Below are 16477 nucleotides of genomic sequence, written 5' to 3'. Positions count from 1 at the left end.
AAGGGGGCCAGGTGTTCGATCAGATCGTATTCGCCGGCGGCGGCAACCGTTGCTGGTGGCAGGCGGGATTCTGGGAGCGCGTCGCGCGCGAGGTGCCGCTGCGCCCGCGCGTCATCACCGGGATATCGGCCGGTGCCGCCACCGCGTGCATGCTGCACATGCGCGAGTCGGACTGGGTGATGGACTATTACCGGCGGGCACTCGCGAACAATCGCAAGAACGCCTACTGGGGCAACCTGCTGCGCCGTGAGCGGGTGTTTCCGCATTACCGCATCTACCGGCAGGCGCTGCTCGACATTTATGAGGGCCAGCTCGACAAGCTCGCCGCCGGGCCGGAGATTCGCGTCGGCGTGTCGCACATCCCGCGCTGGCTCGGGCCGCGCACGGCCACGGCGGCAGCGCTGGTGGCCTACAACATCGACAAGCACGTGCGTCGTACGCTGCATCCGACGCTCGCCCGCCGGCTTGGCTTCACTCCCGAATTCGTGCGCGCGCAGGATTGCCGGTCCACCGGGGATCTGGCCGATCTGATGCTGCAATCGTCCTGTACGCCGCCGTTCACACCGATTCTCCGTCGCGACGGGCGGGCCGTGCTCGATGGCGGCATGGTCGACAACGTGCCCGTCGACGCGCTCGATGCCACGCCCGGCCAGGTGCTTGTGCTGGTGACGCGGCGCTATCCGCGTCCGCAGATCTTCACGCAGCATCACGGCGGACAAGACCGGCTATATGTGCAGCCAAGCGTGCCCGTACCGATTTCCAGTTGGGATTACACGCGCCCCGACATGATGGGCCCGGCATTCGCGCTGGGCCGCAAGGACGGCGAGGCGTTCCTGCGTCATCTGGACACGATGAAATAGCGCACGCCTCGCCGTTGCGCGAGGCGTGTGCGGCGGCGTTATCGACCGAAGCCGAGCAACGCAGCCGGATTCGCGACGTGAGTGCGGTCGCCGTTCAGGAAGTCGACGATGTTCTGGAAAGCTACGCGGAAATACAGCTCGTAGCTCTCACGCTCGACATAGCCGATGTGCGGCGTACACACGCAATTCTCCAGACGCAGCAGCGGGTTGCCTTGCAGAATCGGCTCGCTCTCGAAGACATCGATGGCCGCCATGCCCGGACGGCCGCGGTTCAGTGCCGTGATCAGCGCGTTTTCTTCCACCAGTTCGGCCCGGCTCGTGTTCACGAACAGGGCGGTCTGTTTCATCTGCAGCAGATCTTCGAGTTTGACGAGGTGACGCGTCTCGTCGTTCAGACGCAGGTGCAGCGAGAGCACATCGCTTTGCGTGAAGAGTTCTTCCTTGCTGTTCGCCACGCGCAAGCCGTCGGCCGCGGCAGCTTCACGCGAACCCTCGCGGCCCCACACCATCACCTCCATGCCGAATGCGCGGCCGTAGCCTGCCACGAGGCGGCCGATCTTGCCGTAGCCCCAGAGGCCGAGCGTCTGGCCGCGAAGTACCTGACCCAGCCCGAAGTTCGGCGGCATGCTCGACGATTTCAGGCCCGATTGCTGCCAGGCGCCGTGCTTGAGGCTGGAGACGTACTGCGGAATGCGGCGCTGGGCGGCCATGATCAGCGCCCAGGTAAGTTCGGCGGGTGCGATGGGCGAGCCCACGCCTTCGAGCACAGCCACGCCATGGGCGGTGCAGGCGTCGATGTCGATGTGAGTGCCGGCGCGCCCGGTCTGGCTGATGATCCGCAGACGCGGCAGTTTGTCGATGAGCTGCGCCGTGACGGCGGTGCGTTCGCGGATCAGCACGAGCACTTCGGCTTCGCCGACGCGGGCAGTGAGTTGCCCGACGCCTTTGACCGTGTTGTTGAAGACCTTGACGTCATGACCGGCCAACAGGGAGAAGCAGTCGAGCTTGCGAACGGCGTCCTGATAGTCGTCGAGAATGGCAATTTTCATGGCAAAACGTAATCGGATCGGCGCGGAACCGGGGAGTCCTGCGCGGACGGAACAATTGTCGGAGGCCGCCGCACGGGCGGGTGTTCTGGTCGTTGACATGGACGGCGTCTATCGGGGCAAATCCCCCGCCGGCCTTGTTGCGACGCAGCACCGGTGCGATTTGCGCGGTGGTATGCTGACGCCTCGTTTTGCATAGTATGGCAGGTGTCCTGGCAACCATGGCGAAACCGCCTGAACACGATGGCAAAAAATCGAATCCACCCCGTACACACAAGTCGGACCTGGTGAACGAGACGCTTGAAGCGCACGTATCGATGCGCGTGTTGCCCTCTGCCTTCCCGCGTGTGTTGCTGCGTGTGTCGCAAGACGTACAACACACACCATTTTTCACGCGGCCTGAACCTGCGAGCGCCTGGATTGCCAGCGCCTGCGGCAACCGCCGGGGCACGTCCGCCTGTCCGGTATCCCCAACCGGATGGGTCGCCCGGCGATCCAGGGTGCCCGCGCAACAGACGCCCGTCGTCCGCATCGATTTCCCGACTCTGCATGGAGACAACCCCCATGACGCAAGCCAGTGTGAGCGCTAGCGCGCTCGACGCCTCCTCCTCGTCCAACGTCGCCACACGTGATCTGCCCGCCTGGGTGCGTCACCGCAAGCTGATCGACTGGGTGTCGCACATCGCGGCGATCACCCAGCCTGAGCGTGTCGTCTGGTGCGACGGCTCGCAGGAGGAATACGACCGTCTGTGTGAACAGATGGTCGCCGCCGGCACGATGACGCGGCTCAACCCCGCCAAGCGTCCGAATTCGTTCCTCGCGCTGTCCGATCCGTCGGATGTGGCGCGAGTGGAAGACCGCACGTTCATCTGTAGCGAAAAGCGCGAAGACGCTGGGCCGACCAACCACTGGATCGATCCGCGCGAGATGCGCACGACGCTCGACGGCCTGTTCGCGGGCTGCATGCGCGGTCGCACGATGTACGTGGTGCCGTTCTCGATGGGGCCGCTCGGCTCGCCGATCGCACATATCGGCGTGGAATTGTCCGACTCGCCTTACGTGGTGGTGAACATGCGCATCATGACGCGCATGGGCCGCGCCGTGTACGACGTGCTCGGCACCGACGGCGCCTTCGTGCCGTGCGTGCACACGGTCGGCAAGCCGCTTGCGGCCGGTGAGAAGGACGTGGCCTGGCCGTGCAACGCGACGAAGTACATCGTTCACTTCCCGGAAACCCGCGAGATCTGGAGCTATGGTTCGGGCTACGGCGGCAACGCGCTGCTGGGCAAGAAGTGCTTCGCGCTGCGCATCGCCTCGAAGATGGGCCGCGACGAAGGCTGGCTGGCCGAACACATGCTGATTCTTGGCGTGACGTCGCCCGAGGGCAAGAAGTATCACGTGGCGGCGGCGTTCCCGTCGGCATGCGGCAAGACCAACTTCGCGATGCTGATTCCGCCGAAGGGCTTCGACGGCTGGAAGGTCGAGACCCTCGGTGACGACATCGCCTGGATCAAGCCGGGCAAAGACGGTCGTCTGTACGCGATCAACCCGGAAGCCGGCTTCTTCGGCGTGGCGCCGGGCACGAGCGAGAAGACCAACCCGAACGCGCTGGCTACGCTCGGCGAGAACGTCATCTTCACCAACGTGGCGCTGACCGACGATGGCGACGTGTGGTGGGAAGGCCTGACCGACACGCCGCCGGCGCATCTGATCGACTGGCAGGGCAAGGACTGGACACCGGAAAGCGGGAAGGCGACGGGCCGCAAGGCAGCGCATCCGAATTCGCGCTTCACGGCGCCGGCGTCGCAATGTCCGTCGATCGATGCCGGCTGGGAAAACCCGGCCGGTGTGGCGATCGACGCATTCATTTTCGGCGGCCGCCGTTCCACGACCGTGCCGCTGGTGACCGAAGCCCGCGACTGGACCGAAGGCGTGTACATGGCCGCGACGATGGGCTCGGAGACGACTGCCGCTGCGGCGGGCCAGCAGGGCGTGGTGCGTCGTGATCCGTTCGCCATGCTGCCGTTTTGCGGCTACAACATGAGCGAGTATTTCCAGCACTGGCTCGACACCGGCGCGCATCTCGGCAAGACGGGCGCGAAGCTGCCGAAGATCTATTGCGTGAACTGGTTCCGCAAGGACGCCGACGGCAAGTTCGTGTGGCCGGGCTTCGGCGAGAACATGCGCGTGTTGGCATGGATGCTCGGCCGTATCGACGGCACGGCGCAGGGTGTGGAGAACGCGTTCGGCATCACGCCGCGCTACGAAGATCTGAACTGGAACGGCCTGTCGTTCACGCAGGCGCAGTTCGACGACGTGACGTCGATGGATCCGGCCGCATGGCATGAGGAGTTGAAACTCCACGCCGAGTTGTTCGACACGCTCAAGCATCACCTGCCGCAGGCGTTGCTCGACACGAAGGCCGACATCGAGCGTCGTCTGAAGTCGTGATTCGTCAGATATCGCAGCGATAGTGCACTGACCCTGTGCGATCGCCGGTATCGGCGGTAGCGCCAACGGGTGCACCATACGATCCCATCGAGGAAAACCTCGGTGGGATTTTTTTATTGCCTTGTGATCCTTCCGAAAGCTGCACCGGGCGAGGTCTTGGCCGGTTTTCGAAAGTTCTCCGGTGCTAGCATTTCCCCTGTTGTTCGGGTGTTCAATTCGGACGCCGATTTTTGTTTATGAATGAAGGGAGGGGCATATGCACATGATGCTGATCGAGGGGATTGATGAACCGCTTATGCGATCGATTCGATCGCGTGCGGCATTGCATGGGAGAACGCCGGAGGAAGAGGTGTTGTCGATTCTGGATAACGTGGCGAGACTACCGGGGTTCCGATGTATCGGGGAAGCGATCATGAATTTCCCTAACGTCGGACTCGACAGCGATTTCGAACGTGTCAATTGAGCCAATTTAGTACTGCAATGTATCTGTTCGATACGAACGTGATCAGTGAGTGCAGGAAGTTAGGGGGAGGTGACGTTGGTGTGCAACGATTTATTCGTCACACGACGCGAAACGCGATACCTCGCTACCTGTCGGTCATCACGCTTGGGGAGTTGCGACGTGGTGCGCTCTTGCTGCGTTACCGCAACGATCCGCGTCAGGCAACGCTTGTGGACAATTGGGTGAAGACCGTGCATCGCGATTTTCTGCAGCAGATTCTCCCCGTCGATCAGAGCGTCTGCAACATGTGGGCTCGCCTGCGGGTGCCGCATCAACAGCATCCCGTCGATAAGTTGATCGCGGCGACTGCGCTAGTTCACGAACTCATTGTAGTGACGCGTAACGTCAAGGATTTCTCCGGCACGGGCGTGGAGGTGTACAACCCGTTTCACCAGTAGATCGATGCCGGGCGATTGCCCCGCCGACACCTTACAGTCGATTCTCCACCGCGAATTTGATCAACTCCGCTTGCCCTTCGATGCCGAGCTTGCGCTTGATGTTGAGCCGATGGGTCTCCACCGTCCGGACCGACAAATCCATTTCCGTCGCAATCTGTTTGTTCGCCAGTCCGCAGGCGATACGCGTGAGGATTTCGCGTTCGCGGGGCGTGAGCGAGTCGATTGGCGCATGCGACGTCGAGGCCTGCACCACGCGCGCAGCAATGGCGGCGCTGTAGTACGCGTCGCCGCGGGCTACGCGTTCGATGGCGGTCACGATCTCGTGCGCAGGCGCGTCTTTGAGCACGTAGCCGCGTGCACCGGCACGAACCGCCTGACGCACGTATTCGGCATTGTCGTGCATCGAGAGTATCAACACGGCGATGTGCGGAAACTGCTCGCGGAACTGTGCCGTCAGTTCGATGCCGTTCGTGCCGCGCATGCTGATGTCCATCAGCGCGAGATCCGGCGACGATGTTTTCGCTCGCGTGAGCGCTTCCTGTGCATTGCCCGCTTCCCCCACGACCTGGAGATTGGGCGAGGCGTCGAAGCGCGCACGGAGTCCGTCGCGAACGAGCGGGTGATCGTCGATCAGCAGCAATCGGATAGGGTGAGCTTGCGTCATTTGCGTGTTGTTGCACGAAGCGCCGCTTTCACGGCGGCAGGCGTGAGAGGCACCCACACACTGATGGTGGTAAGGCCGGGCCACGATTGAATACCGAGTACGCCGCCGACGGCGTCCAGGCGCTCACGCATGTTGCGCAGGCCGATGCCGTGGCGGGGGTCGTGGTGCACGTCGGACACGTCGAAGCCGCGTCCGTCGTCGGCAATCGACAGATGAATGCCGTCGGCTTTGAAGATCAGCAGAATCGAGACGCGCGACGCCTGCGCATGGCGCTCGATGTTGGTGAGCGCCTCCTGTGCGATGCGGTAGAGCATCGTCTTGATGTTGTCGTCCAGAACGGGAGCGTCGCCTTCGACATTCATTTCGACCGGAAGCCCCGCGTGCGAGCCGAATTCCCGTGCGAGCTGATCGATGGCGGCGGCCAGACCGAGATCGTCGAGCATGGCCGGGCGCAACGCTTGCGAGATGCGCCGCACTTCGCCGAGCGTGCCGTTCAGCCGTTCGATGGCAACGCCCAACGTGGTGCTGGCGGCGGCGGGTGAGCCCGGCAGGCGCATCGATGCCGACTCGAGCAGCAGCTTGACCGAGACCAGAAGCTGGCTGATGCCGTCGTGCAACTCGCGCGAGATACGGGATCGCTCGAGTTCCTGCGACGCCACGACCTGACGCGCCAGTTGGCGCAGCTTCGCGTCGGCGGTCTTGAGTTCGGTGATGTTCACGACGAGCCCGCACAGGCCGACGATCGCCAGACACGATGAGGCGATGAGCGTGATCCAGATCAGCGTGCGATCGATGTTCGACTGCGCGCGCTCGTCCGACTCACGCAGCGTGGCTTCGACATCGTCGAGATAAATGCCCGTGCCGATCATCCAGTTCCAGCGTGGCAGGGCAATGACGTAGCCGAGCTTCGGTGTCATTTGCTGGCGGGACGGTTTCTCCCACGGGTACTGCACGTAGCCGCCGCCCGCGCGTGCCGCTGCGATCAGGCGTTGGATGGTGGGTGCGCCCGACTCGTCCCTGAGCGACCAGAGGTTGTGGCCGACCAGCTCGGGTTGACGCGGATGCATCAGGCTGCGGCCTTCGAGATCGTAGACGAAGAAGTAGCCGTCCTTGCCGAATTCCATGCGGGCAAGGGTGGCGAGGGCCTGTTCGCGCGCGGCCGGGGTGTCGGGGCCGTTGTACAGCGGCTCGATGGCATTGCGCGCCAGACCCACGTAATGCAGCAGCTCGGCCCGCTTGTTGGCCAGCGACGTCGTTTGCACGGCTTCGTGCTGCGCGCGCGAAAGCTCGTTGCCTTGATGCCGTACGGCCAGCGCGATGGCGACCATGGCCAATGCGACCGGTAACAGTGCCAGGACGAAAAATTTCTGTCGGAGATTCATGCCATTCGAAAAGCCTGCAATGCCGTGTTCCACAGCATTTGGCTACGTAGTAGCACGTAGCGGACCTGCGTAGTTCCGCGCTTGTGGCGCAGTGGGCAAACGCCAATACTACACGCCGAATCGTGGCCGGGGCTGCCGAGTGTAACTCGCAAGCTTCTCGCAAGTGTTGCGCAACTTCGCATGTCCGCATGTGGCGTTTGCGCGCAACGTCGCCGGTTCTCGCTGTATGCAGACCCCCGAAAGAGGGGCGTTCGCAGCGAGCCGCGATTCGAGGCGTCTCGATGGCGCCACACCAAAAGGCGGGACAGTGCTGCAACGGCACGGTTCCGGGTTGCTGCCCGCAGGAGGCAGTTCCGAGGAGAGACAATGAATCGCATCTGGCAACAACTGCCCTGGGCAGCGGTGGCCGTCGTCGGCGCTTGCGCGCTTGGCACGGTAGCCCTATCGCGCGGCGAAACCGTTAGCGCACTCTGGATCGTGATCGCAGCCATCTGCGTTTATCTGATCGCTTATCGGTTCTACAGCAAGTTCATCGCCACGCGTGTGGCGCAACTCGACGGCACGCGCATGACGCCGGCCTGGCGTCACAACGACGGGCTGGACTACGTGCCGACCAATCGCTACGTGCTGTTCGGTCACCACTTCGCCGCCATCGCCGGCGCGGGACCGCTTGTGGGCCCGGTGCTCGCCGCGCAGATGGGTTATCTGCCGGGCATGTTGTGGATTCTCGCCGGGGTGGTGTTCGCTGGCGCGGTGCAGGACTTCATGGTGCTGTTCATCTCCACGCGTCGCGACGGCCGTTCGCTGGGCGATCTCGTGAAGTCCGAACTCGGCATGATCCCCGGTGTGATCGCATTGTTCGGTGCCTTCCTCATCATGATCATCATTCTCGCCGTGCTGGCGCTGATCGTGGTCAAGGCGCTCGCCGGCTCCCCGTGGGGCACGTTCACCGTCGGGCTGACGATTCCGATCGCGCTCTTCATGGGGATCTACACGCGTTTCATCCGCCCGGGCCGTATCGGCGAAGTGTCGATCATCGGCTTCGTGATGCTGATGGCCGCGATCTACTTCGGCCAAAGCGTGCACGACAGCGCCGCACTCGCGCCGCTGTTCACGTTCGACGGCAAGCAACTCACGTGGATGTTGATCGGCTACGGTTTCGTCGCGTCCGTGTTGCCGGTGTGGCTGCTGCTCGCCCCGCGCGATTATCTGTCCACCTTTCTGAAGATCGGCACGATTCTGGCCTTGGCGATCGGTATTCTGGTGGTCGCGCCTGAACTGAAGATGCCGGCGCTCACGCAATTCGTCGACGGCAGCGGTCCGGTCTGGTCGGGCAAGCTGTTCCCGTTCCTCTTCATCACGATTGCGTGCGGCGCCGTCTCAGGCTTCCATGCGCTGATTTCGTCGGGCACTACGCCCAAGCTGCTCGATAACGAAGTCAACGCGCGCTTCATCGGCTACGGCGGCATGTTGATGGAGTCGTTCGTGGCCATCATGGCGCTGGTCGCGGCCTCCGTGATCGACCCCGGCGTGTACTTCGCGATGAACAGCCCGGCCGCCGTGATCGGTACGACGCCGGAAGCCGTGGCGCAAGTCGTCTCGGGCTGGGGCTTTTCCATCACGCCCGACGTGCTGACTGCCACCGCCCACGCGGTCGGTGAGAACACGATCATCTCGCGTGCCGGTGGCGCACCGACGCTGGCCGTTGGCATGGCCCACATCCTGCATCAGGTGGCGGGCGGCGAAGCGATGATGGCGTTCTGGTACCACTTCGCGATCCTGTTCGAGGCGCTGTTCATTCTGACGGCAGTCGACGCAGGCACGCGCGCCGGCCGCTTCATGCTGCAGGATCTGCTCGGCACGTTCGTACCGTCGCTCAAGCGTACGGAGTCGTTGCCCGCGAACCTGATCGCCACGGCACTTTGTGTCGCCGCGTGGGGCTACTTCCTGTATCAGGGGGTGGTCGATCCGCTCGGTGGCATCAATACGCTGTGGCCGCTGTTCGGCATCTCCAACCAGATGCTGGCCGCCATCGCGCTGATTCTCGCAACGTGTGTGCTCTTCAAGCTCAAGCGTGAACGCTTCGCCTGGGTGACGATCCTGCCGACGCTGTGGCTGCTCGCCTGCACGCTCACCGCCGGGTGGCAGAAGATGTTCGATCCGGATCCGAAGGTCGGCTTCCTCGCCCACGCCGGGAAGTATCAGGCGGCACTCGCAGACGGCAAGCTGCTCGCCCCGGCGAAGTCGGTCGCGCAGATGCAGCAGATCGTGTTCAACGATTATGTCGATGCAACGCTCGCAGGTGTCTTCATGTTCGTGGTGGTGGCCGTGGCGGTCTTCGGTCTGCGGACCATTATGGTGGCGCGCCAGGCCAACAAGCCGACGGCCCGGGAAACGCCGTTCGAGCCGATGCCGGCCGGCCGTCAGGTCTGACACCGGGAGAGGCGCCATGCTCGACGAAGTCGGTAAGGTTGGCCGGTATCTCGGACAGGCCATGCGTCTGATGGTCGGCCTGCCCGACTACGAGACGTACGTGGCGCACATGCGCGCCACGCATCCGGATCAGGAGGCCATGAGCTACGAAGCCTTCTTCCGCGAGCGTCAGGAAGCGCGCTACGGCGGCAAGAGCGGTGGACGATGCTGCTGACGCACCGATAGCATCGCAACGTCGACGTTCACGACGAAAACGCCCGGTGGGATCTCCACCGGGCGTTTCTTTTTGTGACGTGAACAGCGCTTCGGTTACATCACTTTTGCGCACCGCGTGTTTGCGGTGCTGCGGCGATAGCTGTCGAAGACCTGCGCCACGACACGTACGAGCAGACGCCCCGCTGGCAGGATGCGCAGCCCGTGGGCGCCGATGGCCACGAGACCGTCGGTGGCCAGATCGGCCAACTCGCCCAGCTCGCTCGCGAAGTAGGTGACGAAATCGATGTCGTAGGCCTGCTCGATGTCGGCGAAGTTCAGCGACATATTGCACATGAGACGCGAAATGACCTCGCGCCGGATGCGGTCGTCTTCATCGAGGCGCACGCCGCGCGTGATGGCGAGTCCGCCCGAATCGACGGCGTCGTAATAGGTCTTCAGGGTCTTGGCGTTTTGCGCATAGCTATCGCCCACACGGCCGATGGCCGACATGCCGACGCCGATAAGATCGCAATCCGCCCGCGTGCTGTATCCCTGGAAGTTGCGATGCAGGGTGCCGGCCGCTTGCGCGCGCGCGAGTTCGTCGTCGGGGCGGGCGAAGTGATCCATGCCGATGTAGACGTAGCCCGCCGCCGTCAGGCGGGCGATGATCGTCTGCAACAGCGCCAGCTTTTGCGGGCCGTCCGGCAAGGTGTCGGGCAGGCAACGCTGCATCTTGAACTGCTGCGGCAGATGCGCGTAGCTGAACACCGACAGGCGTTCGGGCGCCATCTCGATCACGGCGTCGAGCGTGTTGGAAAACGACTCGGGCGTCTGGTGCGGCAAGCCGTAGATCAAGTCGAAGTTGACCGAGCGGAAGCCGCAGCTTCGCGCGGCATCAAGTGCGGCTTCGACCAGTGCGCGCGGCTGCACGCGATGGATGGCCTCCTGAACGCGGGGGTCGAAATCCTGTACGCCGATGGACAGGCGATTGAAGCCAAGCGCACGCAGGGCACGAATCGACGCCGGACCCGCACTGCGGGGGTCGATCTCGATGGAGTATTCGGCGCTGTCGTCGGTCGTCATCACGAATTGGCGGCCGATGGCGTCGATGAGCGAGGCGATCTGTTCCAACGCAAGGAAGGTGGGCGTACCACCGCCCCAATGCATTTGCGCGAGCGTGCGGCCCGCGCCGAGCAGCGACGCCTGACGCGCAATCTCCACGTGCAGCCGCTCGACGTAGGCTTCGGCATGGGCGCGATTGTTGGTGACGATTTTGGTGCACGCGCAATAGAAGCACACGGTATCGCAGAATGGAACGTGTACGTAAAGCGAGAGCGGCTTGCCGGTGCGTTTGGACTGGGCCGCCGCGCGCGCGTAGTCGCTGGCGCCGAAATCGTCATGGAATTGCAGCGCCGTCGGATACGACGTGTAGCGCGGCCCGTTGACGTCATACCGGCCGAGCAGCCGCGCATCGAAGTGAATCGGGGCGGGGGGAATGGCGAGGGCCGTTTGCGACGCCGCGCGTGTCGCGCACCGCGATTGTCCGTGTCCTTCGGCAGATGCGTGCGACGTGCAGCCGGGGCACCGCGAACCGGCGGCGCGTGGTTCGCCGGTGGCTGAGGCGTTGGTGCACGGCGCCGACAAAAGGGGGAAGGGGGTCATGACGAAGCCTGTAACGGTCGGTGATAGTCGACTGTAGCGTCGCGGCGAACGCCGCGCCCTGACCTGCGTCAAACCTCCCGCTGGCAGCCGGTAAGCTGCGCGCGAATGGCGTGATTCGCGGCCGCGCTGCGTCAAAACCGCCGTCAGACGCAGATTCGGGTATCACGACGTGCATGCAACGCAGCAGCCGTGCACCGAGATCGTTGCCATGTCAGGCAAATTTTGGCCGTCTACGGTAAGCTACGCGTTGTTGAAGTCCCCCCGCCGTGTCGACATCCCTGGCGGCACGCGCGCGGCGCGCCCCGGAACGGTTCGGGGTGGCGGTCCGGCCGGTGCCCGCGGGTATCCTCAGTGCCGGTGAATCACCGGTCCGCCCATGCTCGTTTTTGCCTGAACGACGCGGCACATCACGATTGGAAAGAACATGGACCGACTGCAATCGATGCGCGTTTTCGTCAAGGTAGCCGACAACGGGAGCTTTGCCCGTACGGCTGCCCAGATGGATCTGTCGGCGGCCGTGGTCACGCGGCACGTCGCCGAACTGGAATCGCATCTCGGCGTTCGTCTTCTCAACCGCACGACTCGCAGCCTGTCGCTGACCGGCGCGGGACAGGTGTATCTCGAACGCTGCCGGCAAATCATCGACGAAGTCGACGAAGCCGACGCCCTCATCTCCAGCGCATCGCGCGATCCGAAAGGCACCCTGAAGGTTGTCGCCCCGGTTTCGTTCGGTTTGCGCAATCTCGCCCCGCTCGTTAAGAAGTATCAGGAGATGCACCCGAAAGTGGTGGTCGATCTCACGCTGACCGATCGCGCGATCGATCTGGTGGAAGAAGGCTACGACTGCGGCATTCTGCTCACGCGCATGATCAATAGCGAAAGCCTGATCTCGCGTGTGCTTGCCGAGACGCGCGTGATGCTGTGCGCATCGCCCGCGTACATCGCTGAGCACGGCGAGCCCGTGACGCCCCAGGAGCTGGGCGAGCACGGCGTGCTGGGCCTGCCGAACGACTTCTGGAGCGACGATCGCGTGTTCGCCGGCCCGGATGGCGAAGTGCGTGTGCGTGTGCAGAACAAGTTCATCTGCAACAACACGGCACTGTTGCGCCAGTCGGTGCTGTTGGGGCACGGCATTGCGTTCTTGCCGTCGTATCTCGTGGGGAACGACGTGCGCGACGGCGATCTCGTCGCGCTGCTGCGCAACTTCTCGCAGACACCGGTCGATGTCTCGCTGGTCTATCCGAGCCGCAAGTATCTGTCGGCCAAGACGCGTGGCTTCATCGATCTGACGGTCGAATATTTCCGTCAGAACGAAGGTATCTCGGCCGCCGAGCGCTGGGTGCCGCCCAAGCTATCGTCTCCGGCTGCGCCGACTACCGAAATTCCGGTGTGACGTCCTTCGTACCACCAGATGACAAAACGGCCACTCCCGTGAGGAAGTGGCCGTTTTTCATTGCCCCGTGGAGAACGGCGCAACGCGGTGCTTGACCCGCTTAGAACGGTGCGTCGTCGTCGTCGAAAGCGGCTGCGTCGTCCGACGCCCCCGACGCCGGCTTCGTGGCCGGTTTGGCCTTTGCCGTCGTCTTCCGGGCGGCTGCCTTCTTCGCAGGCGCCTTGGCCGGTGCCTTGGCGGCAGCCGTCTTCGCTGCCGTCTTGCGCGCCGGTGCGGCCTTCTCGTCGCCCTCGGCGTCGCCTGCCTTCGCAGCGGTCTTCTTCGGGGCCTTCGCCTCGAATTCGAAGCCGATGGTGCCGTCCTTCTGCTTGGCCAGATAGGCCTTGAACGTGCGGCCCGTGCGCGACGACTTGAAGTTCGTCAGCAGATCCGTCTTGCCTTCGGTCAGCAACTTGTGAATCTGCTCGCGTGTGATCTCCTGCTGGAGGATCACCTTGCCCGATGTGAAATCGCAGGTCTTCGGGTTCGCGACCGCGTTCTCGCAGACATAACGCATGCCATGCTCGAATACGCGTCCGCCGCACTTCGGACACTTGCCGACCGGCTCATGTCCCGTGAAGTCCGGGGCTTCGCCGTCTTCGTCGCCATTGTCCTGACCGAAGTCGAACTCGAGCTTGTAGCCCATCTCGTCATCGGGCGAGAGCTTGAGAATGGCCGAGAACGGACGTCCCATCTTGCTGCGAAAACCCGACAGCGGTCCGATCGTCTTGTTCTTGAGCAGTTCTTCGACTTCCGGGATCTCGAACTGCCGTCCGCCCGGGATCTTCGAGATCGAGAAGCTGCAGTTCGTGCACGCGAAGCGGCGGTAGTTCTCTTTGACCACCCCGCCGCAATGCGGGCACGGCGTGGTGAGCGTTGCGTAGTCGCCGGGGATCGTGTCCGAGTCGTATTCCTTCGCACGCTTGACGATGGTCTGCGTCATTTGTGCGATCTCGTGCATGAACTCATCGCGCTTGAGGCCGCCGCGCTCGATCTGCGAGAGCTTGGCTTCCCACTCGCCCGTGAGTTCGGGCAGCGTGAGTTCGTCCACGCCGAGGCCGCGCAGCAGCGTCATCAACTGAAACGCCTTGGCCGTCGGGTGCAGCTCGCGGCCTTCGCGCACGAGGTACTTTTCAGTCAGCAAGCCTTCGATGATGGCCGCGCGTGTGGCAGGTGTACCCAGCCCCTTGCCCGCCATCGCCTCACGCAACTCACCATCTTCGACCAGCTTACCGGCGCCTTCCATGGCGGAGAGCAGTGTCGCTTCGCTGTAGCGCGCCGGAGGCTTGGTCTGCAGGCCGACGGCTTCGACCTTGTCTACGCCGACCTTCTCGTCCTTGGCGACCGGCACGAGGTTCGGCTGCTCTTCCTTGCCGTCCTTGCCGTCCTTGCTGTCTTTCCCGTCGCCCGCGCCTTCCTTGCCGTAGATGGCGAGCCAGCCGGCGTTGACCAGCACCTTGCCTTCGGTCTTGAAGTGATGACCGACCACCTCGGTGATGCGGGTCGTCACCAGAGACTCGGCCGCCGGGAAGAATACCGCCAGGAAGCGCTTGACCACGAGGTCGTACAGCTTCTGCTCCGGTTCGGAGAGGTTCTTCGGCGCCTGCAGCGTCGGGATGATGGCAAAGTGATCGCTGATCTTGCTGTTGTCGAAGATTCGCTTGTTCGGCTTGACCCAGTCCTTGCTCAGTACCTGGCTGGCGAACTGGTGATAGTTGTTGCTCTCCTTGAGCACGGCCATCGTCTCTTTGACGGTGTCCAGATAGTCTTCCGGCAGGGCACGTGCGTCGGTACGCGGGTACGTCAGCACCTTGTGCTTTTCGTACAGCGCCTGCGCCAGACCCAGCGTGTTCTTCGCGGAGAAACCGAAGCGGCTGTTGGCTTCGCGTTGCAAGCTCGTCAGATCGAACAGCAGCGGTGAGAGTTGTGACGTCGGTTTCGATTCTTCCGTGACCGTGCCGTGCTTGCCACGTACTGCGGCCACGACCGATTCGGCCGCTGCCACGCTCCAGAGGCGCGAGTCGCGCTGTTCCGGATCGAATTCGTTGCGCTTGAAGTTCGGGTCGAACCAGCGGCCTTCGTAGAAGCCTGCGGCGGCGACGAACTCGGCCTTCACTTCCCAGTAGTCGCGCGATACGAACTTGCGAATCTTCTCTTCGCGCTCCACCACGATCGACAGCGTCGGCGTTTGCACGCGACCGACAGTCGTGAGGAAGAAGCCGCCGCCCTTGCTGTTGAAGGCGGTCATGGCGCGCGTGCCGTTGATGCCCACCAGCCAGTCGGCCTCGGCACGGCTGCGCGCGGCGTCGGCCAGCGGCAACATGTCGTCGTCGGTACGCAGGCGCTTGAAGCCGTCGCGAATCGACTGCGGCGTCATCGATTGCAGCCACAAACGCTGGACCGGCTGCTTTGCCTTCGCGTGCTGCGCAATCAGGCGGAAAATCAGTTCCCCTTCGCGCCCCGCGTCACAGGCATTGATCAGGACGTCGATGTCCTTGCGCTTGATGAGACGGGTGAGCACCTTCAGACGCGATTCGCTCTTGGCAATCGGCTTGAGGTCGAAGTGGGGAGGAATCACGGGCAGGTTGGCGAAGCTCCACTTGCCGCGTTTGACTTCATAGTCTTCCGGCGCGCCGATTTCGACGAGGTGGCCAACCGCCGACGAGACGACGTAATCGTCGTTCTCGAAGTACTCGTCATGCTTGGTAAAGCCGCCCAACGCCCGCGCGATGTCATTCGCGACGGACGGTTTCTCGGCAATGATCAGAGCTTTTGACATGACGTTAGGTAATGTTGAGGGGGTGTCGCCAAGCGACATTCGTTGGCTTTATAACATATAGCCAATCCGGCGTTGCCGCCGGATCGGGCACAAGGGGTGCCTGAGAGCGGCACATCATAAGCGCGTCGCAGGCCGGCGGCAAGCGCGGGGCCGGTGGGGCGACGTCAGGCAAGCGGCGTAGCACCCCGCTGTGCCCGGCGTTCCCGTCGTGGGAGGCCGACAGGCATTATCCGGCAAGGAGATGCTCGCGCAGCGCGGGGGCGATAACGGTGGCGTCGCCCAGCACGCGGGCGTCGAGCATGCGTTCGAGAATGCCGATGGCAGGCAGCACAGGACCGAAGAAACGCGCCTGTCCGGCTGGTTGCCGCGCGTCCTGAACCAGCAAGGTCGGGAAGTTCTCGATGTCGTGATCGTCGAGCCAGTCGGCGTGCGTCTCGATGTCCACCCAGACGAAACACAACTCCGGATGGCTGGCCGCCAATTGTTCGAACGTCTGCGCGTATTCGCGGCAGGTGCCGCACCACGCTGCGCACAGGCAGGCCACGAGGCGCGTGTTGCCATCGGCCAGTGCGGCGGCCAGCGCAGAACGGTCGGCGACGGGATCGAAAACGGGCATGGTGTCGGTGATATCGGTATCTCGGTATTTGGGAAGCGCGATCGTCAGCAATGCCCC

At 63.4% G+C, this 16477-nt stretch carries 13 protein-coding genes; 7 read left to right on the top strand and 6 right to left on the bottom strand.

Features of this window, described 5'->3' with window-relative positions:
* The first annotated feature begins 11 nt into the window (after window positions 1-11).
* Window positions 12-860, top strand: coding sequence for a patatin-like phospholipase family protein (locus PCO31110_RS04170; protein WP_010805669.1), 849 nt, complete (start codon window positions 12-14; stop codon window positions 858-860).
* Between the two features lie 38 nt (window positions 861-898).
* Here PCO31110_RS04170 and PCO31110_RS04165 read toward each other — a convergent pair whose 3' ends face one another.
* Complete coding sequence (locus PCO31110_RS04165) at window positions 899-1909, bottom strand: D-2-hydroxyacid dehydrogenase family protein (RefSeq protein WP_150689687.1); 1011 nt, start codon at window positions 1907-1909, stop codon at window positions 899-901.
* 561 nt (window positions 1910-2470) lie between these two features.
* On the opposite strand from PCO31110_RS04165, the gene PCO31110_RS04160 reads away from it, so the two are divergent.
* The 3 genes from PCO31110_RS04160 (at window position 2471) to PCO31110_RS04150 (ending at window position 5257) form a co-directional block, all read left to right on the top strand.
* Window positions 2471-4357 (top strand): phosphoenolpyruvate carboxykinase (GTP), encoded by a 1887-nt coding sequence (locus PCO31110_RS04160; RefSeq protein ID WP_246189715.1) that lies wholly within the window; start codon window positions 2471-2473, stop codon window positions 4355-4357.
* A gap of 256 nt (window positions 4358-4613) precedes the next feature.
* Window positions 4614-4820, top strand: a complete 207-nt coding sequence (locus PCO31110_RS04155; protein WP_010805666.1) for a FitA-like ribbon-helix-helix domain-containing protein — start codon at window positions 4614-4616, stop codon at window positions 4818-4820.
* A 17-nt stretch (window positions 4821-4837) separates the two neighbouring features.
* Window positions 4838-5257, top strand: coding sequence for a type II toxin-antitoxin system VapC family toxin (locus PCO31110_RS04150; protein ID WP_010805665.1), 420 nt, complete (start codon window positions 4838-4840; stop codon window positions 5255-5257).
* Between the two features lie 31 nt (window positions 5258-5288).
* Here the strand turns inward: PCO31110_RS04150 and PCO31110_RS04145 are convergent, their stop codons facing one another.
* On the bottom strand, window positions 5289-5921 hold the full coding sequence (locus PCO31110_RS04145) for a response regulator (protein ID WP_150689686.1): 633 nt from the start codon (window positions 5919-5921) through the stop codon (window positions 5289-5291).
* A complete protein-coding gene (locus PCO31110_RS04140) occupies window positions 5918-7303 on the bottom strand; it encodes a cache domain-containing protein (protein WP_036663508.1) in 1386 nt (461 codons plus the stop codon). Before PCO31110_RS04140 ends, PCO31110_RS04145 begins: the two co-directional genes overlap by 4 nt.
* A 366-nt stretch (window positions 7304-7669) precedes the next feature.
* Here PCO31110_RS04140 and PCO31110_RS04135 point away from each other — a divergent pair, with 366 nt between their 5' ends.
* Together PCO31110_RS04135 and PCO31110_RS04130 are read left to right on the top strand one after the other, a co-directional pair.
* Complete coding sequence (locus PCO31110_RS04135) at window positions 7670-9736, top strand: carbon starvation CstA family protein (RefSeq protein ID WP_010805662.1); 2067 nt, start codon at window positions 7670-7672, stop codon at window positions 9734-9736.
* A gap of 16 nt (window positions 9737-9752) precedes the next feature.
* Window positions 9753-9950, top strand: a complete 198-nt coding sequence (locus tag PCO31110_RS04130; RefSeq protein WP_010805661.1) for a YbdD/YjiX family protein — start codon at window positions 9753-9755, stop codon at window positions 9948-9950.
* A 95-nt stretch (window positions 9951-10045) separates the two neighbouring features.
* Here PCO31110_RS04130 and hemN read toward each other — a convergent pair whose 3' ends face one another.
* Window positions 10046-11593, bottom strand: coding sequence for an oxygen-independent coproporphyrinogen III oxidase (gene hemN, locus PCO31110_RS04125; RefSeq protein ID WP_246189714.1), 1548 nt, complete (start codon window positions 11591-11593; stop codon window positions 10046-10048).
* A gap of 424 nt (window positions 11594-12017) precedes the next feature.
* On the opposite strand from hemN, the gene PCO31110_RS04120 reads away from it, so the two are divergent.
* Complete coding sequence (locus tag PCO31110_RS04120; protein ID WP_010805659.1) at window positions 12018-12986, top strand: LysR family transcriptional regulator; 969 nt, start codon at window positions 12018-12020, stop codon at window positions 12984-12986.
* Between the two features lie 100 nt (window positions 12987-13086).
* Here the strand turns inward: PCO31110_RS04120 and PCO31110_RS04115 are convergent, their stop codons facing one another.
* On the bottom strand, window positions 13087-15804 hold the full coding sequence (locus tag PCO31110_RS04115) for a DNA topoisomerase III (protein ID WP_150689685.1): 2718 nt from the start codon (window positions 15802-15804) through the stop codon (window positions 13087-13089).
* Window positions 15805-16030: 226 nt separating this feature from the next.
* On the bottom strand, window positions 16031-16420 hold the full coding sequence (locus PCO31110_RS04110) for a thioredoxin family protein (protein WP_150689684.1): 390 nt from the start codon (window positions 16418-16420) through the stop codon (window positions 16031-16033).
* Window positions 16421-16477: the final 57 nt, after the last annotated feature.

This window comes from Pandoraea communis (assembly GCF_902459745.1).
Lineage (GTDB): Bacteria > Pseudomonadota > Gammaproteobacteria > Burkholderiales > Burkholderiaceae > Pandoraea > Pandoraea communis.
Note: the sequence above shows the minus strand (reverse complement) of the source record. Positions and strands in the feature narration are given on the sequence as shown.